This window comes from Acinetobacter variabilis (assembly GCF_000369625.1).
GTDB lineage: Bacteria > Pseudomonadota > Gammaproteobacteria > Pseudomonadales > Moraxellaceae > Acinetobacter > Acinetobacter variabilis.
This window is the reverse complement of record NZ_KB850113.1, coordinates 964,067-987,059: the sequence shown is the minus strand read 5'-3', so window position 1 is coordinate 987,059 and position 22,993 is coordinate 964,067. Positions and strand designations below refer to the sequence as shown.

Annotated in this window: 19 protein-coding genes; 14 read left to right on the top strand and 5 right to left on the bottom strand. The window is 42.9% G+C overall.

Annotation, left to right across the window (positions count from 1 at the left end; translation table 11 throughout):
* Nucleotides 1-104: 104 nt before the first annotated feature.
* A complete protein-coding gene (locus tag F897_RS10485) occupies nt 105-875 on the top strand; it encodes a TorF family putative porin (protein ID WP_005235718.1) in 771 nt (256 codons plus the stop codon).
* Nucleotides 876-1,230: 355 nt separating this feature from the next.
* On the top strand, nt 1,231-3,429 hold the full coding sequence (locus F897_RS10480; protein WP_005235715.1) for an OsmC domain/YcaO domain-containing protein: 2,199 nt from the start codon (nt 1,231-1,233) through the stop codon (nt 3,427-3,429).
* A gap of 158 nt (nt 3,430-3,587) precedes the next feature.
* Here the strand turns inward: F897_RS10480 and F897_RS10475 are convergent, their stop codons facing one another.
* Nucleotides 3,588-4,424 (bottom strand): IclR family transcriptional regulator, encoded by an 837-nt coding sequence (locus F897_RS10475; RefSeq protein WP_004785687.1) that lies wholly within the window; start codon nt 4,422-4,424, stop codon nt 3,588-3,590.
* A 568-nt stretch (nt 4,425-4,992) separates the two neighbouring features.
* Here F897_RS10475 and F897_RS10470 point away from each other — a divergent pair.
* The 5 genes from F897_RS10470 (at nt 4,993) to F897_RS10450 (ending at nt 10,263) form a co-directional block, all read left to right on the top strand.
* Nucleotides 4,993-6,147 carry an acyl-CoA dehydrogenase family protein gene (locus tag F897_RS10470; RefSeq protein WP_034580970.1) on the top strand — a complete coding sequence of 385 codons (1,155 nt, stop codon included), beginning with the start codon at nt 4,993-4,995 and terminating at the stop codon, nt 6,145-6,147.
* Nucleotides 6,148-6,179: 32 nt separating this feature from the next.
* Nucleotides 6,180-7,379: an acyl-CoA dehydrogenase gene (locus F897_RS10465; protein ID WP_005235711.1), complete on the top strand. Its 1,200-nt coding sequence runs from the start codon at nt 6,180-6,182 to the stop codon at nt 7,377-7,379.
* Nucleotides 7,380-7,589: 210 nt separating this feature from the next.
* The gene (locus F897_RS10460) at nt 7,590-8,870 is read left to right on the top strand and encodes an MFS transporter (RefSeq protein WP_005235709.1); all 1,281 of its coding nucleotides are present in this window, start codon (nt 7,590-7,592) and stop codon (nt 8,868-8,870) included.
* Nucleotides 8,871-8,920: 50 nt separating this feature from the next.
* Nucleotides 8,921-9,589 (top strand): 3-oxoacid CoA-transferase subunit A, encoded by a 669-nt coding sequence (locus F897_RS10455; RefSeq protein WP_005235708.1) that lies wholly within the window; start codon nt 8,921-8,923, stop codon nt 9,587-9,589.
* Nucleotides 9,589-10,263 (top strand): 3-oxoacid CoA-transferase subunit B, encoded by a 675-nt coding sequence (locus F897_RS10450; RefSeq protein ID WP_005235706.1) that lies wholly within the window; start codon nt 9,589-9,591, stop codon nt 10,261-10,263. The genes F897_RS10455 and F897_RS10450 overlap by 1 nt, the downstream gene beginning before the upstream one ends.
* 525 nt (nt 10,264-10,788) lie before the next feature.
* Here the strand turns inward: F897_RS10450 and F897_RS10445 are convergent.
* The 3 genes from F897_RS10445 to F897_RS10435 all read right to left on the bottom strand — a co-directional run bounded on the left by F897_RS10445 (nt 10,789) and on the right by F897_RS10435 (nt 14,793).
* The gene (locus F897_RS10445; protein WP_005235704.1) at nt 10,789-11,988 is read right to left on the bottom strand and encodes an MFS transporter; all 1,200 of its coding nucleotides are present in this window, start codon (nt 11,986-11,988) and stop codon (nt 10,789-10,791) included.
* A 17-nt stretch (nt 11,989-12,005) separates the two neighbouring features.
* A complete protein-coding gene (locus tag F897_RS10440) occupies nt 12,006-13,271 on the bottom strand; it encodes a DcaP family trimeric outer membrane transporter (RefSeq protein ID WP_005235702.1) in 1,266 nt (421 codons plus the stop codon).
* 223 nt (nt 13,272-13,494) lie between these two features.
* Nucleotides 13,495-14,793, bottom strand: coding sequence for an MFS transporter (locus F897_RS10435; RefSeq protein WP_005235700.1), 1,299 nt, complete (start codon nt 14,791-14,793; stop codon nt 13,495-13,497).
* 450 nt (nt 14,794-15,243) lie between these two features.
* Between F897_RS10435 and F897_RS10430 the strand changes: the two genes are divergently transcribed.
* The 3 genes from F897_RS10430 to F897_RS10420 are packed head-to-tail and all read left to right on the top strand — an operon-like array spanning nt 15,244 to nt 18,777.
* Entirely contained in the window at nt 15,244-16,017 is a 774-nt protein-coding gene (locus F897_RS10430) for an enoyl-CoA hydratase (protein WP_005235697.1), read from the top strand.
* A 2-nt stretch (nt 16,018-16,019) separates the two neighbouring features.
* A complete protein-coding gene (locus F897_RS10425) occupies nt 16,020-17,540 on the top strand; it encodes a 3-hydroxyacyl-CoA dehydrogenase (RefSeq protein WP_005235696.1) in 1,521 nt (506 codons plus the stop codon).
* A gap of 25 nt (nt 17,541-17,565) precedes the next feature.
* On the top strand, nt 17,566-18,777 hold the full coding sequence (locus F897_RS10420) for a 3-oxoadipyl-CoA thiolase (RefSeq protein WP_005235695.1): 1,212 nt from the start codon (nt 17,566-17,568) through the stop codon (nt 18,775-18,777).
* Between the two features lie 121 nt (nt 18,778-18,898).
* Here the strand turns inward: F897_RS10420 and F897_RS10415 are convergent, their stop codons facing one another.
* The gene (locus F897_RS10415) at nt 18,899-19,336 is read right to left on the bottom strand and encodes a PaaI family thioesterase (protein WP_004785711.1); all 438 of its coding nucleotides are present in this window, start codon (nt 19,334-19,336) and stop codon (nt 18,899-18,901) included.
* A 110-nt stretch (nt 19,337-19,446) separates the two neighbouring features.
* Between F897_RS10415 and F897_RS10410 the strand changes: the two genes are divergently transcribed.
* Genes F897_RS10410 through F897_RS10395 form a run of 4 tightly spaced genes read left to right on the top strand, consistent with a single transcriptional unit; the run spans nt 19,447 to nt 22,940 of the window.
* Nucleotides 19,447-20,202 (top strand): class II aldolase/adducin family protein, encoded by a 756-nt coding sequence (locus F897_RS10410; RefSeq protein WP_004785712.1) that lies wholly within the window; start codon nt 19,447-19,449, stop codon nt 20,200-20,202.
* Nucleotides 20,199-21,122: a 2-hydroxyacid dehydrogenase gene (locus F897_RS10405; protein ID WP_005235694.1), complete on the top strand. Its 924-nt coding sequence runs from the start codon at nt 20,199-20,201 to the stop codon at nt 21,120-21,122. The genes F897_RS10410 and F897_RS10405 overlap by 4 nt, the downstream gene beginning before the upstream one ends.
* A gap of 37 nt (nt 21,123-21,159) precedes the next feature.
* Nucleotides 21,160-21,948: an enoyl-CoA hydratase-related protein gene (locus F897_RS10400; protein ID WP_005235693.1), complete on the top strand. Its 789-nt coding sequence runs from the start codon at nt 21,160-21,162 to the stop codon at nt 21,946-21,948.
* A gap of 11 nt (nt 21,949-21,959) precedes the next feature.
* Nucleotides 21,960-22,940, top strand: a complete 981-nt coding sequence (locus F897_RS10395; protein WP_005235692.1) for an NAD(P)H-dependent flavin oxidoreductase — start codon at nt 21,960-21,962, stop codon at nt 22,938-22,940.
* The last annotated feature ends 53 nt before the right edge of the window (nt 22,941-22,993 follow it).

Sequence of the window (22,993 nt, the reverse complement as noted above, 5' to 3'; positions counted from 1 at the left end):
TGCTGCAAAGAGGAATATAGCGGAATTTATTTTTATCCAAAGCTGGATAAGGCTGTAATCGGTTTCAGTGTTATCCATTCTTTGCTTAATATAATTTATATTTTATGAGAATTTTCAAACAAACAGTCCTTTTCGGCTGTGCTGCTGTTTCTAGTGTTTATTGTTTTGCAGAGGATGCGAAAGCAAAAAAAATTGAAACCAGTGGAAACATCAGTGTAGTTTCTAAATACATCTCCCGTGGTCTGACCAATGCACCAGAAAATGATGACGTTGCTTTACAGGCAGCACTGAATCTGGCTTATGGTAATTTTTATGTCGGTTACTGGGGCTCAACCTTAGGGTATTCCTATCCGGAACTGGAAGGCAAGAAATCACATCGTCGTGATAAATTCGAACATGATTTTATCGTGGGATATACCTATAGCAGTGAAAACTACGACTGGAATGTTTGGGATGCGACCTATTATTATCCGGGTGGCAGCCATACCACCTCAAATGAATTAGGTTTGAATGTAAGTCGTGCACTAAACGACAAGACCAGCGTTACAGCAGGTGTGTCGACCTATTTATATGATGTGGCCTATGCCAATCAGGGCGATACTTTTTATACCCTGGATTTAACCCATCAGCTTAATGATAAGCTGGGTGCGCATGTCGGTGCAGCAGGTGGTTATTTTAATGATGAAGGCAAATATGAAGGTAATGAGCTGGGTAACACTACCAAACAGCATGCTTTCCGTTATGCAACTGCCGGATTGAGTTATGAAGTTGCGCCGAAGTTGACCTTATCTGGTGATTATATCTTTGGTGGTTATGACCGTTTTGGTGATAAACAGCGCGATCTCGCTGTGTTTGGTATTGGCTATGATTTTTAATTTGGATCTTGATCTGATTTAAAAAACGCATTGCCCAGTCCATAAAATCCAGCCGGGAACAGCAAGTATTAATAAAAACAGTCTGTTCCCGGCTTAAAGCAAGATTTTCTGAATATTTAATTAACAGATATTTTGATAAATCTGCAGGAAATTCGAGCAAACATTATCAATTTCATAAAATGATTCTATAATAGCGCCCATTCTTACTCGAGCTTATCCTGAAACTAACTGGTTGAAGGTTTAACCCGGGTTATTATTATTTTTGAGTCAAATTCTCCTCCGTGATTCGGCTTGTATATTCAGATTTAGCATCTTATCTGTCCGTGGTGGCACATAAGAATATTTAGGTATCCACATGGAAATTAAGGTCAATTATCTCGATAATCTTCGTCAGGAAGCCAAGTTCGATGACTTCACGGTAATCGCCGATCAGCCGATCCGCTATAAAGGTGATGGTTCTGCGCCAGGTCCATTTGATTATTTTCTGGCATCTTCTGCGCTGTGTGCGGCTTATTTCGTTAAAGTCTATTGTGCAGCGCGTGACATTCCAACCGACAATATCCGTCTGTCTCAAAACAATATCGTCGATCCTGAAAACCGCTACAAACAGATTTTTAAAATTCAGGTCGAGCTACCGGCTGATATCTCTGAAAAAGACCGTCAGGGGATTTTGCGTTCGATCGACCGTTGTACCGTCAAAAAAGTGATTCAGACTGGTCCTGAATTTGTTATTGAAGAGGTTGAGAGCATTGATGCCGATGCGCAGGCTTTGTTGATGCCAAATCTGGCTTCAGACAGCCTAACCTGTATTCCGGGTAAAGACTTACCACTTGAAGAAACTATTGCCAATATGTCTGCGATTCTGGCAGGCCTCGGCATGAAAATTGAAATTGCGTCTTGGCGTAACATTGTACCGAATGTCTGGTCATTGCATATTCGTGATGCCCAGTCACCGATGTGCTTTACCAATGGTAAAGGTTCAACCAAAGAAAGTGCGCTGGCATCTGCACTGGGTGAATTTATCGAGCGTCTGAACTGTAATTTCTTCTATAATGACCAGTTTTGGGGTGAAGATATTGCCAATGCAGAATTTGTGCATTATCCGGATGAAAAATGGTTCCAGCAGGGTCCAAATGGTGAGTTGCCAGCAGAAGTTTTAGATGAACATACTCGTGAAATTTATGATCCTGAAGATGAGTTACTAGGCACTCATCTTTATGACACTAACTCGGGCAATAAAGCACGTGGTATCTGTTCATTGCCATTTGTACGTCAGTCTGATGGTGAAACTGTATATTTCCCATCGAATCTGATTGAAAACCTGTATCTCAGTAATGGGATGAGCGCGGGCAATACCTTGGCTGAAGCTCAAGTACAATGTCTGTCTGAGATTTTCGAACGTGCGGTTAAACGTGAAATTCTGGAAGGTGAGCTGGCACTGCCGGATGTACCTGAACACGTACTGGCAAAATATCCGAAAATTATTGAAGGTATTAAAGGCTTAGAAGAGCAAGGCTTCCCAGTACTGGTCAAAGATGCCTCTTTGGGCGGTCAGTTCCCGGTGATGTGCGTGACCTTGATGAACCCGCGTACGGGTGGTGTCTTTGCCTCATTCGGTGCACATCCAAACTTTGAAGTGGCTTTAGAGCGCAGTCTGACTGAACTGTTACAAGGTCGTAGTTTTGAAGGCCTGAATGATCTGCCAAAACCAACCTTCAGTTCAAATGCAGTCACTGAACCGAATAACTTTGTTGAGCACTTTATTGATTCAAGTGGTGTCGTATCTTGGCGTTTCTTCAGCGCAAAATCTGACTATGATTTTGTTGAGTGGGATTTCACCAATAATGGCCAAAACTCAAATGCCGATGAGGCACAAGAATTGTTTACCATTCTGGAAGAGATGGGCCATGAAGTTTATATGGCGGTCTATAAGCATTTAGGTGCAACCGCTTGTCGTATTCTGGTACCGGGTTATTCTGAAATTTATCTGGTGGAAGATCTGGTTTGGGACAATACCAACAAGGCGCTGTTATATCGTGAAGATATTCTGAACCTGCATCGTCTGGATGATGAACAGCTAGAAGCTCTGGTTGAACGTCTGGAAGAAGCAGATGAAGATGATTACACCGAGATCCGTACCTTGATCGGGATTGAATTTGACGAAAATACCGAATGGGGTCAGCTGACCATTCTGGAACTAAAACTCCTGATCTATCTGGCTCTACAACAATTTGAAGAAGCTAAAGATCTGGTCGAACAGTTCTTGCAATACAATACCAATACCGTTGAACGTGGCCTGTTCTATCAATGCATGAATGTAGTGCTTGAAGTCATTCTGGATGATGAAATGGAACTGGAAGACTATGAACACAACTTCCGCCGTATGTTTGGCGATGTCCGTATGGATGCAGTCCTCGGTTCAGTAGAAGGTACAGTACGTTTCTACGGTTTAGCTAAAACCAATATGCAGCTTGAAGGTCTGGATCGTCATCTACGTTTAATTGAGAGCTATAAAAAACTGCATGCAGCGCGTGCCAAGTTTGTAGCACAATAAGCTGAGATCATCAGCCAAATTTGCTGGTCATTAGATCTTTAAAAAATAGCCCATCTTAGAATGGGCTATTTTTTATATTGCTCTAACATTTTGCGAGTGTTTTAAAAAAGAAAAGTAAAGGGCGATCATTGCCGCCCATTTAAATCTTAAATAACAGCTTAAATATTATTTAAAGTCAGAGAAATGTTATTGACCATATGAATCAGACGAGGACCGATTTCATTTTCCAGTTTTTCCTGATTGAGCAGATAGGTTGGTGCGCCGCAGTTAAAAGTCAAAATACCATGTTTAGGATGAATCAATGGCACTGCAACAGAGTTCACATCTTTGGCCCAATCACCGAGAGATAAGCAATAGCCATAATCCTGATAATCACGAATAGCACGTTCTAAATTACGCTTAATGGTTGGCCACTGATCTTCATTTCTTTTCTTGATGGCATCAAATAGATACTCACGTTCTTTAACTTCCATCGCAGCCAGGCAGGCACGGCCCATCGCACTACTATGAATAGGCAGGGTAGAGCCAACTGGACGACGCATGGTCAAAGTAGACTCTGTGTGAACGACTTCCAAATAAATCATGCTCAGACGATCACGGGTTGCCATGGCGACAGGCGCTTGCGCATAACGTGACATTTCTTCCATAAATGGATATGCCTGTGTACGTGCCGAAATATTGCTTAGCGCCGCATAACCCAGAGCCAATACACCAACGTCCAACAGGTATTTGGTCGTATTCGGTAACTGTTTTAGATAACCTAAAGAAACCAACGTGCTGGTGATCCGGGCAACAGTCGGTTTTGGCAGATTAGTTAGCTGTGCAATTTCCTGGTTGCCCAGTAATTGATTCGTTGCGGAAAAACATCTGAGGATTTCTAAACCACGTGCAATAGACGCGATAAATTGTGGGTTATTTTCTCTATGAATATGTGAAATCGGATCTAAACGGATCTCATCAAAATTAGGTATTTCACCAGTTTTATTTTTTGTCATGGTCAGAGCAATTAAAGGTAAATTAATAAATATGATAGCAATTAAATTTCACGATACAAAATAAAACACTTCTATTAGTGATAAAAATAAATAAAAAAGTGCTCACTTTATCTGTATTTAAGTTAATTAGCGCTATTCAGCTAAAAACCATGCAGAATCTATAGGTTTTTGAGACCTGTAATGATTTTTAAGTATCTTTAGAAAATTTAAAGTTCATCAGATAAAATTTCAGGAAAATGGAGCCAATCAAAACGAGAATCATCAGCACAATTTAATTGAAACATTCTTGTCTAGCTGCACTTTTATAGAATCAATTATGACCTGATTCAAATCATCTAACTCTTTTCTAAATCTACCAACAATCTAAAAATTTCGCATTGTGAAATAAAATTCTAACTAAAATTTTTAATTAAAGCTAGAAAAATTTGCTTTTTTGCTTAAAAAATAAAATTTTTAATAATTTTTCTTGCTCAAAATGAATTTTTATGATTATTTATTTCGTATTACGAAACTAAAATTAAAGGGTAAAGGAATTTACCCAGATGAACTAAATAACATGGAGATCCCTATGATTCGCGATCCGGAAATGCTTGAGCAACTTCTTTCGACTATTCGTAACTTTGTCAAAAATGAACTAGTTCCTTTAGAACATGAAGTTGAAGAAAGCAACGCGATTCCTGAGCGTATTGTCGAGCAGATGAAAGAATTAGGTCTGTTTGGCCTAACCATTCCAGAGGAATACGGCGGTTTAGGTATCACTATGGAAGAGGAAATTCTGGTCGCAATGGAATTAGGCCGTACATCAGCTGCATTCCGTTCTTTGATTGGAACCAATAACGGGATCGGTTCAAGCGGGATCGTGATTGACGGTACTGAAGAGCAAAAACAGAAATACCTGCCACGTTATGCGACTGGTGAAATCATTGGTTCATTCTGTTTAACTGAGCCGGATTCAGGTTCAGATGCAGCATCTTTAAAAACCAGCGCGGTTAAAGATGGCGATTACTATATTTTAAACGGTACTAAACGTTTTATTACCAATGCACCGCGTGCAACAACATTTACGGTGATGGCGCGTACCAATCCTGATATCAAAGGTGCAAGCGGCATTTCTGCATTCCTGGTAGAAGCGAATACACCGGGCCTAAGTCTGGGCAAAATTGATAAAAAAATGGGCCAACATGGTTCATACACTTGTGACGTGATTTTTGACAACTGTAAAGTTCATAAAGATCAGTTGATCGGTGGTGTTGAAGGCATTGGCTTTAAAACTGCAATGCGTGTTCTGGATAAAGGCCGTCTGCATATTGCTGGCTATAGCGTAGGTATGGCAGAGCGTATGCTGGAAGATGCTTTAAATTATGCAGTGGAACGTAAGCAGTTCGGTCAACCGATTGCGAATTTCCAGCTCATCCAAGGCATGCTGGCAGACTCTAAAGCTGAAATTTATGCAGCGAAATGTATGGTTCTAGATGCTGCCCGCCTGCGTGACCAAGGCAAGAATGTGACTACTGAATCTTCATGCGCGAAAATGTTTGCGACTGAAATGTGTGGCCGTGTAGCGGATCGCTGTCTGCAAATTCATGGTGGCGCGGGCTATATCAGTGAATATTCAATTGAACGTTTCTACCGTGATGTGCGTTTGTTCCGTCTGTATGAAGGTACAACTCAAATCCAGCAAATCATCATCGCACGTGAAATGATTAAACAAGCGACCGCGTAAGCAGCAGATTTTAGAATATTGGAAATATTAAAATGAGCACAAGAATTAGATTTGACTGGCAAGATCCATTTTTACTGGAACAGCAACTGACTGAAGAAGAACGTATGATCCGTGACAGCGCGCATGCGTACTGTCAGGATAAGCTGATGCCACGTGTACTAGAACAGTTCCGTCATGAGAAAACAGATCCAACCATTTTCCGTGAAATGGGTGAACTCGGTCTGCTGGGTCCAACCATTCCTGAGCAATACGGCGGTGCCGGCTTAAATTATGTCAGCTATGGTCTGATTGCCCGTGAAGTAGAACGTGTGGATTCAGGTTATCGTTCTATGGCCAGTGTGCAAAGTTCTCTTGTGATGGTGCCAATCAATGAATTTGGTTCTGAAGAACAGAAACAGAAATATTTGCCAAAACTGGCGACCGGTGAATATATCGGCTGTTTCGGTCTGACTGAACCAGATCATGGTTCAGATCCGGGCAGCATGATTACCCGTGCCAAAAAAGTCGATGGTGGTTACCGTCTGACAGGCGCCAAAATGTGGATTACCAACAGTCCGATTGCTGATGTCTTTGTGGTTTGGGCAAAAGAAGTGTCTCCTGAAGGCAATGTCGGTGATATTCGCGGCTTTATTTTAGAAAAAGGCTGGGAAGGGCTTTCTGCACCAGCGATTCACGGTAAAGTTGGCTTACGTGCTTCGATCACCGGTGAAATCGTGATGGACAATGTTTTCGTTCCAGAAGAAAACGCATTCCCCGAAATTCGTGGTTTAAAAGGTCCATTTACCTGTCTGAATAGTGCCCGCTATGGCATTGCCTGGGGTGCAATGGGTGCAGCTGAATTTTGCTGGCACACGGCTCATCAGTACACCATGGACCGTAAACAGTTTGGTCGTCCATTGGCTGCCAATCAGTTAATTCAGAAAAAACTGGCAGACATGCAAACTGAAATTGCGCTGGGTCTGCAAGTGGCATTACGTTTTGGTCGCATGAAAGATGAAGGTATTGCTTCAGTCGAGGGTACTTCACTGATCAAACGTAATAACTGTGGTAAAGCTTTAGATATTGCCCGTTTAGCGCGTGACATGATGGGCGGTAACGGGATCTCTGATGAATTCGGTGTAGCTCGTCATCTGGTAAACCTGGAAGTGGTCAATACTTATGAAGGTACCCATGATGTACATGCCCTAATTCTAGGTCGTGCTCAAACAGGTATTGCTGCATTCTCCAACTAAATGCAGATCAACTTCTAGCCAGCAATGCTGGCTAGTTTGTTTTGGCTGACTTCAATTGAAGTCAGCCAATCCAGTTCTGGGATGGTTTTTTAAAATCTAGTCAGTTTCAGAATTAGAGAGCAATCAAACATTCTATGTTTCATTTAATTAATTAGGTGAAACATAAACTTCTAAAGGGCACAGGAGTGCCAGCAAAGTGTAAAGGACATTATGAATACGCTTAATTCACAACAAAACCTTCTACCAGAAGAAAATATGCCTAAGAAAAAGGTCTGGATTCTGGCTTTTATCTTTTCATTTTTAGCGTTATTGGTAGATGGTGCAGATCTTGCACTATTAGCCTACAGTCTAACCAGCCTCAAACAAGAATTTTCTTTAAGTAGTATTCAGGCAGGTGCACTTGGTAGCTGGACACTTGCTGGTATGGCCATTGGTGGCTTTTTTGGTGGCTGGGCTTGTGACCGCTTCGGGCGAGTTCGCGTGATTGTTGTTGCGATCGCTTTATTCTCTTCATTAACCTTCTGGCTGGGCTTTACTCAAAGCTATGAAGAATTCAAATGGTTGCGATTCTTTTCAGCAATTGGCTTAGGAGCCCTCTATATTGCCTGTAATACTCTAATGGCAGAGTATGTGCCAACAAAATATCGTTCTACAGTACTTGCTGTTTTAATGACAGGTTGGACACTTGGTTCAGTTGTTGCCACTGTACTTGCAGGATGGCTGCTTCCAGAACTAGGCTGGCGTTACATTTACTATATTGGCATTGTTCCGATTGTTCTTGCCATTGGCATGTTCTTCCTGGTACCAGAACCACAAGCCTGGTTAAAGGCACGTCAAGAAAGATTGGCAGCCAAAGCCAGCGGCGTAGTGCAGGAAAAACCGAAGAATACGTTTAAAATGATTTTTGCCGATGCTTTAAGCCGTCGCATGTTCATCCTCTGGTCGTTCAGCACCGCATTCTTACAGTTTGGTTATTACGGCGTAAGTAACTGGTTACCGGCTTATCTGGAATCAGACTTAGGTATCAAATTTAAAGAAATGACCACCTATATGATTGGGACCTTCCTGATCATGATGTGTACCAAAGTGATCGCGGGCATTATTGCGGATAAAATTGGTCGTCGTGCAGTATTTGCTTTCGGTACCATGGGCACCGCCATCTTTATTCCTATCATTGTCTTTGGTAACACACCGGACAATATCTTATGGTTAATGCTGTTTTTCGGATTCCTTTACGGTATTCCATATGGCATTAACGCAACTTATATGACTGAAAGTTTCTCTACCAAAGTCCGTGGTACAGCTACAGGTGGCGCTTATAACATTGGCCGTCTAGGCGCAGTATTGGCACCTTTAACTATCGGCTATTTTGCGCAAGGTGGATCAATTGGTACAGGTCTACTCATCATGAGTGTGGCTTATTTTATTTGTGGTTTGATCCCGGCCACTTTCATTAAAAACCGTTTATTTGACCCACAAAAAGCTGACTAATTGATTAATCAAACATTTATAAAGACAGGAAGATGCTAGGAAGCAATTAAATGAATAAAATCACACAGGATATCGAAACTATACTCAAGCAGATTCCAGATGGCGCGCATATTATGACTAGTGGCTTCGGTCTGGCAGGACAGCCAATCGAACTGATTGAAGCTTTGATTGATATTGGTCCTAAAGATTTGACCATCATCAACAATAATGCTGCTTCTGGTGACCGTGGCCTAACCAACCTGTTATTGTCAGGGCTGGTGAAAAAAATGATCTGTTCATTTCCTCGTGCCAATAACTCCAAGGTGTTTGAAGAGCTGTATAAAGCTGGAAAAGTAGAGTTAGAACTGGTGCCACAAGGCAACTTGGCTTGCCGTATTCAGGCAGCGGGTGCAGGTCTGGGCGCTATTTTTACGCCTACAGGTTACGGCACCAAGATTGCTGAAGGCAAAGAAACCCGCCATATCAATGGCAAGGACTATGTACTGGAATATCCAATTCATGCGGACTATGCCTTGGTTTATGGTAATCAGGCTGATCAATGGGGCAATTTAACCTATCGTAAAGCAGCTCGAAACTTTGGCCCGTTAATGGCAAAAGCAGCCAAAACCACGATTGCCCAAGTGCATGAAATTGTAGAACTAGGCGAGCTTGATCCAGAGATTATCGTGACGCCGGGTATTTTTGTGCAGCATGTGGTGAAGGTAGGAGATATCAAATAATGACAATTCAAAAACGTACACGCGAACAGATTGTAGAAAAAGTTGCACAGGATATTCCGACCGGTTCTTATGTGAATTTAGGCATTGGCTTACCAACACGCGTTGCTGGTTATTTAAAACCTGAACAGGATATTGTCCTGCATTCTGAAAATGGTGTTCTGGGTTTTACCGCTTTAACTGATCCTGAACAGGCTGATGATGATCTGATTAATGCTGGTAAAGAACTGGTCAGCATGCTCGATGGCGGTAGTTTTATGAACTCTGCAGATTCCTTCGATATTATGCGTGGCGGCCATTTAGATTTCTGTATTATGGGCGCCTTTCAGGTCGCCGTGAATGGTGATCTCGCTAACTGGCATACCGGTGCACTGGATGCGGTTCCAGCAGTGGGTGGTGCCATGGATCTGGCGGTTGGTGCTCGCTGTGTCTATGTTTGCATGGAACATGTCACAAAAAATGGCGAACCACGAATTGTGGAAGAGCTGACTTATCCAATTACTGGTAAAAACTGCGTTGACCGCATTTATACCGATTTGTGCATTATTGAACTCAAAGATAATCAGGCTTGGGTGCTAGAAATGGTGGATGGCTTGAGTTTCGAAGAACTTCAGCAACAGACAGGTTGCAAGTTACTTGATGGCCGTGCAGCTGCACAGTTAAAACCATCCGTATAATAATTCTATCAATCATTTAAACATGATTAGAAATCGCAGCTTAGGCTGCGATTTTTTTATGTGTTGTATTTTTTGCGCTAAGTTATGCATTCTAAAAGCGGACATTTCTACTTAGGAATAACATATTTTTATAAATCATAGTCTTACCCTATAAAAAAAGCCCAATCATCACAGATTGGGCTTTTTTTATAATTTTTCATGTTTCACGTTCAATGAATAAGCAATGTTCCACGGTTTTATGTAGTCTCATTTAACTATAAACGGAAAAAATGTCCCGATGCAATAAGAATAAATATCCAAGTAATTATGGTTTAGTAACATTCTCTATTTAAGTGTTAAGTTAAAAAAAAGAATTCGATACTTGACCTGAAAATGATGCTGGCAGGAGCCGAGTTCTTTTTAAACTGGGGAGCAGTTCTAAATTTCACAGCAAAGAATTCAAAATAGAAATGCAGAGATAATGTGTCATGTACTGCGCACCCAATCTTATATTCTATGAGTGCACAATGTATGAGTCTAAATCGATTAGGATTGGGGCTGAATATTGACCAGATTGCGTTCGCGGCTTAGGTCATAGCGGTTAATACTAAAGATGAGCAGGGCAAAGCCAAAGCCCAATGCAACACAGGCTGACCAACCATACATTTTCCATAGGTTTAGCGATAGAAATGCACCGATCCCGGCACCTAAAAAATAACAGGTCATATAGATTGCATTAATACGGGAACGGGCTTGTACCGAGATTCGATATACCAGATTCTGATTTAACACATGCAGTGAAGAAATCCCAAAATAAGCGGGAATTAATCCAATGATATACACCCATAAATAGCTTTGCGCAAAAAATAACGGAATCCAGGCCAGAATTAAACCCGTGGTAGCAAGTTGTGCAACCCATTTTTCCCGATGTCGACCAATCATTTTACCGGTCCATTGTGATGACCAGATGCCAACCACACCAACAATACCCATTAACCCAATCTGGAAATCATTAAAATGATAGGGTGCTTCCGCCAGTACAAAAGTCATGGTGGTAAAAATAATACTCAGCATACCAAAGCCCAAACCACCAATGATGCTACGTCGGATCAGCATGGGTTCGGTTTTGGCAAAGGTAAATAGTGAGCGATAAATCTGTAAGATACTCATTTGTAATTGGCTCTTCGCTTTAGGTAACTGATACCACATAGCGATACTGAGCAAGAGAATAGAACAGCCACTCAAAAGGTAGACTGCATGCCAGGACCATAGGGTAGAAATCAGTCCTGATACAGTCCGGGCAAACAGAATACCGACCAATACACCACTCATCAGCAGACCAACCACTTCAGCACTTTTTTCTCGTTGAGAAAGGTTGGCAGCAAAAGGAATCAGAATCTGGGTGGTAATCGAACAAAAAGAAGCGAGCAGGGTAAAACCATACAGCATATGCAGATTGGTACTGGCAGAAAGTCCGATTAGCGCCAGTCCGGTACATAGCATGAGGCTGCAAATATAGAGGCGTTTTTCAAACAAATCGCCTAAAGGCACAAACAAGAATAACCCAGTGGCATAACCAATCTGGGTTAAAACGACAGTCCAACCAGACTCAGCCACACTGATATGCAGATCTTCTGCGATAGAATAAATTAATGGCTGGTTAAAATAGTTACAACCCGCGCAGAGTGCGCAGGTCATGGCCATCATAAACATAAATTTTCGTGAAATTTGCCCTTGGGCTGACATCCTTGTCTCCTAAGGCTTTAGAAACTATAAGTCGCTGATAAATTCACACGAGAAACATCCGCTTCTCGATTATCAAAAGTTTCACGTTTGCCGTGGTGATATTCTGCGCCCAGATTAACCTTTGGAACTGGAGAATAAATCACGTTAGCCACATAGTCAGTTAAACGTTTATTGGTTTCAGGATTCGCGCGTGCATAGTCGCTGGAATCATCAAAATCTACCACGCTGGCATTAATGCTACTACGTAGTTTTGGCGTAAATTTATGCGTAAAGCCGATATTTAAACTATTAAACTCATTGAGTAAAAGTTCGTTATTGATGGGATCGACTGAATAATCTCCACCCCAAGCAGCACCATCGGTTGTTGAACCTTGAGTCAAGAAAGCTGCAATACGCTGGTCACCGACCATATGGAAATAGTTACCCTGGATCGAGTTTTGATCATTGAGATGATAACGTCCACCAAGACCTACACCCCAACCAACTTTTTCAATATCACCTGTATCAGTTTGCGCCTGCTTTTGATTGACAAAGCCTTGAGCTAATAAATGCAGCGGACCTGATTGATGAATATATTTAGTGGTTAAAGCAGGCAAGGTAGAAGAGCGATCGCCACCAGCCATATACTCCAGACCAACATTCCAAGTATTTTCCGGATCAAGTTTGAAAGCATAGCTGACTTGAGGCGTACGTAGAACCGATCCACCCAGTAATAAGCTGTAATCGACAGCTTCAGTACTAATTTCTGGTGTCGACATTAATGACCAGGCCTGACCAAAAGTCCAGTTATAGTATTTTAAATGTGCATGACGGATACGTAGTCCACCATCACCTTTACCATTATTGGTCCAGAAGTCAGCTTCTAAACGTGCAGAAACATTTGGATTTCCACCCAAGTCTTTAGCCAGGAAACCAATTCGGCTGGCAGCAGCAGTAAAATCTGAACGGGTAGAGTCAGGTTCAGTAAAAGGCACTTTATTAATCTGGTTAATAGTACGGCCACGAGCTTCAGGGGTACTTTTGAAATCAACTGCGCCATCAAAGCGAATCAATCCATAAACATCGACATTATCCACCATCGAACTCAGCGTTTTAGAGTCTTGTGCTTTGGCTTCTTCTTGCTGGTTCTTTAACGCAAGTTGCGCGGCTTTCTGCTGTTCCAGTTCGGCTTGGATTTGCTTTAACTGTGATTCTAAAAACTGCATCCGGTCTTCTGACGCTTCTGCTGAAAATGCCTGTGCTGAAGCAATACCACATAATGTTGCTAAAACTAATTTTTTCATTTCTTAATCCCTAAAGAAATTTTCTGATATCTAAGAAGGAAAATCTTTCCTTGTCGTTGCTCTCATTGCTAAATGCAGAGATGCTGACTTTTGAATAATGAATACGAATCTCGTTCAACCAGGAAACATCCTGTTCAGGTCAAAGGGTATGTATTCGATATTTAAAGTCATAAAAATATAGATGAAGGAGGGCAGTAAATTTACCGCCCTCTTGAGTTAAAAGTTATTCAGCTTTTTGTGGATCGTATAAACGGTCCTTAATAAACAGGGCAGGAATCAAACCGCATAGGAAGTAAGCTGCACCCATCACCAATAGACCCGTACCGATCGAACCATTCATCGCAAGATAACCAATCGTAATTGGAGCGAAGATTGCACCGATACGACCAATATTGAACGCACCGCCAACTGCTGTACCACGTACTCCAGTAGGGAAACTTTCGGTTAGATAGGTTGCATTAATGGCATATGGAATACCGTACAGGAATCCGAAGATCAGCATCAGTACACCAATATTATCGGCATTGTGCATATACACCACGACAGGAATAAACAGCGCTGTTCCCATGGTGCCGAAAGCAAATACGATACGACGACCAATTTTGTCAGCCACATAACCTGCAATGATTTTGGCGAACATCATGGTGATAAAAGTACCCACCATGTATAGCGCCATTTCCTTGAATTTAATGCCTAATTCAGCTTCAAGATAACTTGGTAACCAGTTGCTTACACCGAAATAACCGAATAGCAGGAAACCAGAGCTGAAAGACCAAAGGATAAACATCTTGCCGTGGGTTTTATCTTTAAGAATGGTGATATACGGATTGCCTTTTTTGGCATCATTATCCACGATCTGACCAGTTCTTTTCATTTCACGGACACGTTTCCATGACTCTGGTTCTGGTACCATGAAGTGCATCAAAATACCCAAAGCTAATGGGGCAATTGTCACCCAGTACAGCATACGCCAGCCGAATTCAGGAATGATCCAGCCTGAAATCATGGTAATCACCAATGAACCTAAAGTGAAACCGGTCATCAATGTTGCCAGTACCGTAGTACGGTATTTGGTTGGTACATACTCAGACATCAGGGTATTACAGGCAATATATAAACAGCCCAAACCTAAGCACGAAAGGGTACGTAAAATCGCAAACTCTTGATAAGACTGGGCAAAACCTGAATAGGCAGACAAGATTGAGAAGGAAATAGTGGCCAATACGATGACACGTACACGTCCAAACTTGTCACAGGCCCATCCGCCAATAAAGCCACCGATCCCCATACCCAAAAGAGAATAACTTCCCAAGGCACCGGCCTGTACAGAAGTCAGCCCCCATTCTGCTTTCAAACTGGTCAAGCTGAAAGCCAGAATACCAATGTCTGCACCGTCACATAGTAAAATCAAAAAAGCGAAGACAAAGGCCGTCATCCACATGCGTTTAGGTGCCTGCTTAATGGTGCCGTCGGAGGAGACCCCCGTTTTAGTTTCCTCAGCTACGATGGTATCGCTTGTCATTCTTATATCCTCTATATATTAAAGTAGCATTCCTCTGCTACCGCTAAATTCATTTTCTTCCTCACGGAAAAGCATTTTCCTCATCTAAGGTCTAAGCGTCTGTGCGCATTCACCCTGTTACGATCAGGCTGGATCTGATTTTTCCGTTTCACCTTGAGTGAAAAATCACTGAACAACGTAGTATCCTTATGACGGAAATTAATTTTTTTATTTTGTATTGTGGTTAATATTTACATAAATGAATAACCAAAATTCGAATTAAATAATTAATTCCGTATTGCGAAATAAATTAATCATAAAATAGCCAACTGAACAAGAGTTTTTACTCTAATTTTTATTAAAAAATAACTTTTTTACGTTTTTGAGAGAAAAAATCTTGATTTATGGGTCTAGAAACCGTAGTTTTATATAAAATAATATTTCGCTATACAAAATAAATGGAGATTTTTGATGGAACAGGTAGTTCAAGTAGAGCAAATCTCGACACATGTGGCGATGGTCAAGATCCATCGTCCAGAAGCTAAAAATGCCCTGAATACAGAAGTGCGCCAGAAACTGGCTGCGGCTTTTCTGCAATTGAATGACGATGAAAATATCCGTGCCATTATTCTCACTGGCGGTGAAACTGATTTCGCTGCAGGCGCTGACCTTAAAGAATTAGCCAATGCTGAAACGATCCAGATGATGCAACGTCGTACTGAGCGTTACTGGCAAGCCATTGCGCAGTGTCCAAAGCCGGTGATTGCAGCAGTAAACGGTTATGCATTGGGTGGTGGCTGTGAACTGGCGATGCATGCGGACATTATTATTGCCGGAAAAAGTGCCCAGTTCGGTCAGCCTGAAGTCAAAGTAGGGGTAATGCCGGGTGCGGGTGGTACACAGCGTTTATTCCGTGCCGTGGGTAAATTCCATGCGATGCGTATCATCATGACGGGTTGTCTGGTACCAGCGCCGGAAGCTTATCAGATTGGCCTGGTGTCTCAAGTAACGGAAGACAGTGAAACCCTGGCAACAGCAATCAAAATGGCTGAAGGTCTGGCAAAAATGCCGCCAATCGCGCTTGAACAAATCAAGGAAGTGGCTTTACTGGCTGAAGATGTGCCACTCAATGCTGGCTTAATGCTGGAACGTAAATCTTTCCAGATGCTGTTTTCTTCAGAAGATCAAAAAGAAGGTATGCAAGCCTTTATCGAAAAACGTAAACCAAATTATCAGGGACGATAAGCATGAGCATTCAAATTCAGAAAATCGGTATTATTGGCGTAGGTACGATGGGTGCGGGCATTGCCCAGATCGCAATTCAATCTGGCCATGATGTGGTGCTGTTTGATGCCAAAGCGGGTGCTGCTGAACAGGCACAGGAAAAGCTGGCTAAAACATTAAATACCCTGGCTGATAAAGGTAAATTTAGCCATGAAAAAGCTGCTGAAGATCTTGCTCATTTATCCATTGCTCAGCAGATCGAAGACTTGAAAGATTGCGATTTAATCGTTGAAGCGATTATTGAAAATCTGGAAATCAAACAAAAGCTGATGCAGCAACTGGAAGGTATCGTAAAACCGGAAGCGATTCTGGCATCTAATACATCTTCACTATCCATTAGTGCGATTGCTGCCAATTGCAGCCAACCGGAACGCGTTGCCGGTTATCACTTCTTTAACCCAGTACCACTGATGAAAGTGGTTGAGGTCATTGAAGGCTTTAATACCCGTGCTGATATTGTGGATGCACTCACTCAGTTATCGACCAAGATGGGACATCGCCCGGTAAAAGCTAAAGACACCCCAGGATTCATTATCAATCATGCTGGCCGTGCTTTTGGTAGCGAAGCCTATGCGATTCTGAATGAAAATGTCACTCCATTTTATGACATTGACCGCATCTATCGTGACGGCATCGGTTTCAAGATGGGACCATTCGAGTTAGGCGATCTGACCGGAATGGATGTATCTCATCCGGTAAGTGAATCAATTTATCACCAATACTATGAAGAAACACGTTACCGCCCAAGCGTGATTACCCGCCAGCGTTTTATTGCTAAACAGCTAGGCCGTAAAACTGGTAAAGGTTTTTACGATTATACCTCGGGGAGCAAAGTAGGTGATGTGGCTCCAACCTTGGTTGAAAAGCTGGATCAATATCCATCGGTTTGGCTGGGTACAGAATATAGCGAAGACCGTCAAGCGCTTGAGCAATATCTACAGCAGTTCAACATCCAGATCGAGCAGACTGACGCACCTTCAGCAGATGCTTTAATTTTAATTGCGACTTATGGTGAAGATGCCACTTCAGCAGCAGTCCGTTATCAAGTGTCTCCGCAGCAAGTAGTCTGCATTGATCTGCTTTACGGCTTAAATAAACACCGTACCTTGATGCCAACGTTTGTGACCAAAGCTGAACTGATAAATGCAGCGCAATCTATTTTCAATCTGGATGGTGTGACTGCAAGCACAATTCAGGAAAGCGTCGGTTTTGTAGCGCAACGTGCTTTGGCCATGATTGTGAATCTTGGCTGTGATATTGCCCAGCAAGGTGTTGCAACCGTACAAGATATCAATGTTGCCGTGAAGTTAGGCCTTGGTTATCCATATGGCCCAATTGAATGGGGCGATGTACTGGGTGCGGAAAAAATTCTGAAAATTTTAGACCGCATGACTGCAATTACCCGTGACCAGCGTTACCGCCCAAGTCCTTGGTTGCGCCGCCGCGTTCAGCTCAGTTTACCTCTTATTCATACTACACATTGATTAAAAAGTTAAAGGAATAACACTCATGTTAAATGCCTATATTTATGATGGTTTACGTTCTCCAATCGGTCGCCATGCAGGAAGCCTGGCAACTGTACGTCCAGATGATCTGGCAGCAACAGTCATTAAAAATCTGCTAGAAAAAACCGGTATTCCAGCAGCTGACGTAGAAGATGTGATCTTTGGTAGCACCAACCAGGCCGGTGAAGACAGCCGTAACGTGGCTCGTTTTGCGGCACTGCTTGCAGGTATGCCTGTGACCGTTCCAGGTCAAACTGTAAACCGTCTTTGTGCTTCAGGCTTGGGCGCTGTGATTGATTCAGCACGTGCCATTACCGCAGGTGAAGGCGAGCTGTATATTGCAGGTGGTGTAGAAAGTATGACGCGTGCACCGTTTGTAATGGGTAAAGCTGAAAGCGCGTATTCACGTGATGCCAAAATCTATGACACCACGATTGGTACACGTTTCCCAAACCGTAAATTTACTGATCAGTTTGGCGCGCACAGCATGCCAGAAACAGGTGATAACGTCGCTGAAGAGTTTGGCATTACGCGTGAACAGGCAGATACTTTTGCTGCTGCATCACAAGCGAAATATCAAGCTGCAAAAGAAGCAGGCTTCTTTGAAGGTGAAATTACCCCAATTGAAGTTTCACAAGGGCGTAAATTACCGCCTAAATTAGTGACTGAAGATGAACATCCACGTCCATCTTCGACATTTGAAGCATTATCCAAGTTAAAACCACTTTTCGAAGGTGGTGTAGTCACTGCGGGTAATGCATCAGGTATCAATGACGGCGCTGCAGCACTGATTATCGGCAGTGAAAAAGTTCAGGAACAGTATGGCTTAAAACCTTTAGCTCGTATCCTGTCTTCTGCAGCCGCTGGCATTGAGCCACGCATCATGGGCGCAGGTCCAATCGAAGCAATCAAAAAAGCCGTTAAACGTGCAGGTTTGACGCTAGATGATATGGACATTATCGAGATCAATGAAGCATTTGCCAGCCAGGTGTTATCTTGCCTGAAAGGTCTGGATGTTGCATTTGATGATCCGCGTGTGAATCCAAACGGTGGTGGTATTGCGATTGGCCATCCATTGGGCTGTTCAGGTGCGCGTTTGGCCTTAACCGTCGCACGTCAATTACAGCGTACTGGTAAAAAATATGCCGTGATCAGTTTATGTATCGGTCTGGGTCAAGGCCTGGCGATGGTGATTGAAAACCCTGAAGCTGCATAACAGCTTTAGTCATCGTATTAATGCCATGTATAGATAATATACATGGCATTTTTTATTAGACTATTTATATAGAAATAAAAATCCCTGCATATCGCAGGGATTAATTAAATCAGCGTAAGGATTATTTGCGGTCAGTGACCAATAAAGTTGCTGAACCAAAGGCATAAATTTTACCGTCTTTGTCGACAATTCGGCCTTCTGAGGTCAGCACATTGCGTCCGATCCGGATCACTTCACCAATGGCTGTATAAGTTTCACCATTTTTCATGGCTTTGAGCATTTTGACATTCAGGTCAATAGTGGAAAAACTGACACCAGCATCAACTGTGGTATGCACTGCTGCACCAGTTACGCTATCCAGAACAGTGGCGCAAAATCCACCATGAATGCCGCCTTGCAGATTGAAGTGACGTTCATCTGGATAAACTTCATATTCCACATAGTTTTCATGGACGACACTGAGTTTCATGGGAATCAGTTGTCCCATCGCTGAACCAGGCAATTCGCCATTTTTAATTGCGGTTAGATATTCAAGTCCATTCATTTGAGCTGTAGTCATATCGTTTCCCTTCAATAAAATATTTCGCTTTATGAAATAATATTCTGTTTTTCTAAAATTATGATATAACAGATAGTGATCGAAATGCTATATTTTTCTAGGATGGAATGATGACAATAAAAAATCTCGTTACAGCTGCTGAATGGCAGGCACGCTGTGAACTGGCAGCGCTTTATCGCATTATTGCGCATTATCGGATGACTGACCTGATTGATACCCATATCAGTTTAAGAGTTCCAGATCAGCCTGACTGCTTTCTGATTAATCAATATGGGGTCGCATTTGAAAAAATGCGTGCTTCAACGCTGGTGAAGATTAATCATGAAGGACAGGTGGTAGAAAGCTATGAACAAGACAAGCCAGTCAATATGGCAGGCTTCGTGATTCATTCTGCGATTCATGAAGCACATCCTCATCTGAATTGTGTCATTCACACCCATACCGCGGATGGAATTGCTGTTTCTGCACAGAAACACGGGCTTCTCCCAATTTCCCAGCACGCCATGAAATTTTATCAGCATGTGGCCTATCACGAATATGAAGGCGTTGCGCTTTCAACTGACGAACAAGAACGCTTGATTCAGGACTTGGGCGACCATCGTGCCATGATTTTACGCAATCACGGACTATTAACGGCTGGGGAGACCATTGCACGGGCTTTTCATGAAATTTATTTTCTGGAACGCGCCTGTCAGGCACAGGTGAAAGCCTTAAGCGGCGGTGCTGAATTGCATTATCCAGCAGAAGAAGTCCGAATTAAAACAGCCAAGCAGTTCGCGAGTCCTCTCATTGAACCGATATTACAGCGTGCCTGGCAGGCCGCTTTGTCCCTGATTGAGCATCAATATACGGAGTATGCATCATGATTGTTATTTCCAGTTCTGTACCGAATATTGAGGCCATTCTGATCAAGTCTTTTCAAAAATATGCGCCTGCAGGCAGTTTCTGTACAGTGGACAGCCCTGAAGCTGAACGGGCAACCACAGTTGCTGCCTGGTTTCCAGATCTGGAAAAAGTGCAGCAGCTACCAAAGCTTGGCCTGATTCATTCGATTGCTGCTGGGGTAGAACATTTAAACTTAAATGCTGTACGCCCAGATCAAGCCGTTTGCCGGGTACTGGATCCACATCACCAAAAGGGCATGTTTGATTATCTGCTTTGGGGCGTGCTGTATTTTCAGCGTTATTTTGACTGCATGATCCAGCAGCAAAAGCAGCAGCTCTGGAAACAGTATCGTCAAAGTTATAGCCATCATATCCAGATCGGGATTATGGGACTGGGGCATATGGGCGGATACGTAGCAGAACGCTTTGCTGACATGGGCTATCAAGTCTCTGGTTGGTCGAATTCCCCAAAAGATATCAATCAAGTTAAAAGTTATGTGGGCCAAGAACAGCTTTCCGAGTTCCTGGCTCAAAGTCAGATTCTGATTAACCTGCTACCCCTTACCGAAGAAAATACCGGGATTCTTTCTGCTGAATTATTTCAGCAACTGCCTGAACAGGCAGTTTTGATTCATGTCGGGCGTGGCCAGCATTTAATCGAGCAGGATTTATTGGATGCACTGGATTCTGGTCATCTGCGTGGTGCGATTGTTGATGTATTTGAGCAGGAACCGCTGCCTGCTGACCATCCATTCTGGCAGCACGAAAAAATTGTGGTGACACCACATGTGGCCTCACATGCCCCAATGTCTGTGGTGGTAGAGCAGATTCTGGAAAATGACCGCCGTTTAAATCAAGGCCTGGATTTGTGTCATCAGGTGGATGTCAATAAAGGCTATTAATTGTAGGGATACAGATAAAAAAATAAGGAAATTGATGATGTGGGAAATGATTCAGACTCAGGTTCAGCAAGGCGTCGCTACTTTAAGTTTTAATCGGCCAGATTCACTGAACAGTTTTAACCGGCAAATGCATGAGGAAGTGCAACAGGTTTTGAAAAGCTGGAATACGAATCCGGATATTCGGGTGATTGTGATTCTGGGTAATGGCCGGGCATTTTCTGCGGGGCAGGATTTAAAAGAACGGGCTGGACAGCTTGGCAATGTACCTTTGCCACCAGAGGGTTCGCTGGCTAAATACTATAATCCTTTGATCAACCTGATTCGCAAAAGCCCTAAACCTGTGATTGCAGCGGTAAATGGTGTGGCTGCCGGTGCAGGGGCTAATATCGCACTGGCTTGCGATCTGGTCATTGCCAAGGAAAGTGCCAAATTTATTCAAGCCTTTTCTAAAATCGGCTTAATTCCTGATGCCGGCGGTACCTGGATGTTGCCGCGTTTAATTGGTTATGCACGCGCTATGGCATTAACCTTACTCGGTGAACCTGTGCATGCCAAAGAGGCTGCTGAAATGGGCATGATCTGGAAAATGATCCCTGATGCAGAATTTGATGCTTATATCGAAGAACTTGCACAGCGACTGGCACAACAGCCGACCTATGCACTGGCTTTAACTAAACAGGCGCTGCAACGCAGTGCTGAAAATAGCATGGATCAGCAACTGGAGCTGGAACAAAACCTGCAATATCTGGCCCTGAGTAGTCAGGATTATAAAGAAGGTGTACAGGCCTTTGTCGAAAAACGCCCCGCACAATTTACCGGACGCTAAGGAGAGCATTCATGAAAATTCAAACGCGTATTACCGAGCTTTTAGGCATTCGTTATCCGATTATTCAGGGCGGCATGATGTGGGTCGGTACTGCAGAAATGGCCAGTGCAGTCTCCAATACAGGTGGTTTGGGAACGCTGACGGCATTGACACAACCTACACCTGAAGCGCTGACCAAGGAAATTGCACGCTGCCGTGAAATGACAGATCAGCCTTTTGCAGTAAATCTGACTTTATTGCCCGCTGTAAACCCACCGCCGTATGCCGAATATCGACAGGCTATTATTGAAAGTGGAATCAAGATTGTAGAAACGGCAGGCAACAAACCACATGAACACATTGAAGCCTTTAAACAGCATGGCATCATTGTGATTCATAAATGTACCTCGGTACGTCATGCACTTTCAGCACAAAGAATCGGCGCGGATGTGATCTCGATTGACGGTTTTGAATGTGCTGGTCATCCGGGTGAAGACGATATTCCTGGACTGATTCTGATTCCAGCAGCCGCTGATCAACTCACTGTACCGATTGTAGCCAGTGGTGGTTTTGCGGATGGTCGTGGTTTGGTGGCAGCACTTGCTTTAGGTGCAGAAGGCATCAATATGGGAACACGTTTCTGTGCCACACAAGAAGCGCCGATCCATCCAAATATCAAGCAGTTTTATGTCGACAATGATGAACGGGCAACGCATCTGCTTTACCGTCAGTTCAGGAATACTGCGCGTGTTGCGAAGAATGCAGTATCTGATCTCGTCGTTAAAATGGGTGAAGATCCAAATCTGGAATTTGAACAGATTCGCCCTTATGTCAGTGGCTTAAAAGGCAAGCTGGCTTTGGAAAATGGCGATGTTAATGCAGGCATACTGACAGCAGGTCAAGTAATGGGATTGATCCATGACATTCCAACCTGTCAAATGCTGATTGACACTATCATGCAAGAAGCAGAACAGATTGTTCAGCAACGTTTGGCTCAGTTTTTCCCGCGCTAGATCGTTTCATTTTGATCATTTAATCAAAAGCCATTCATTACCGAATGGCTTTT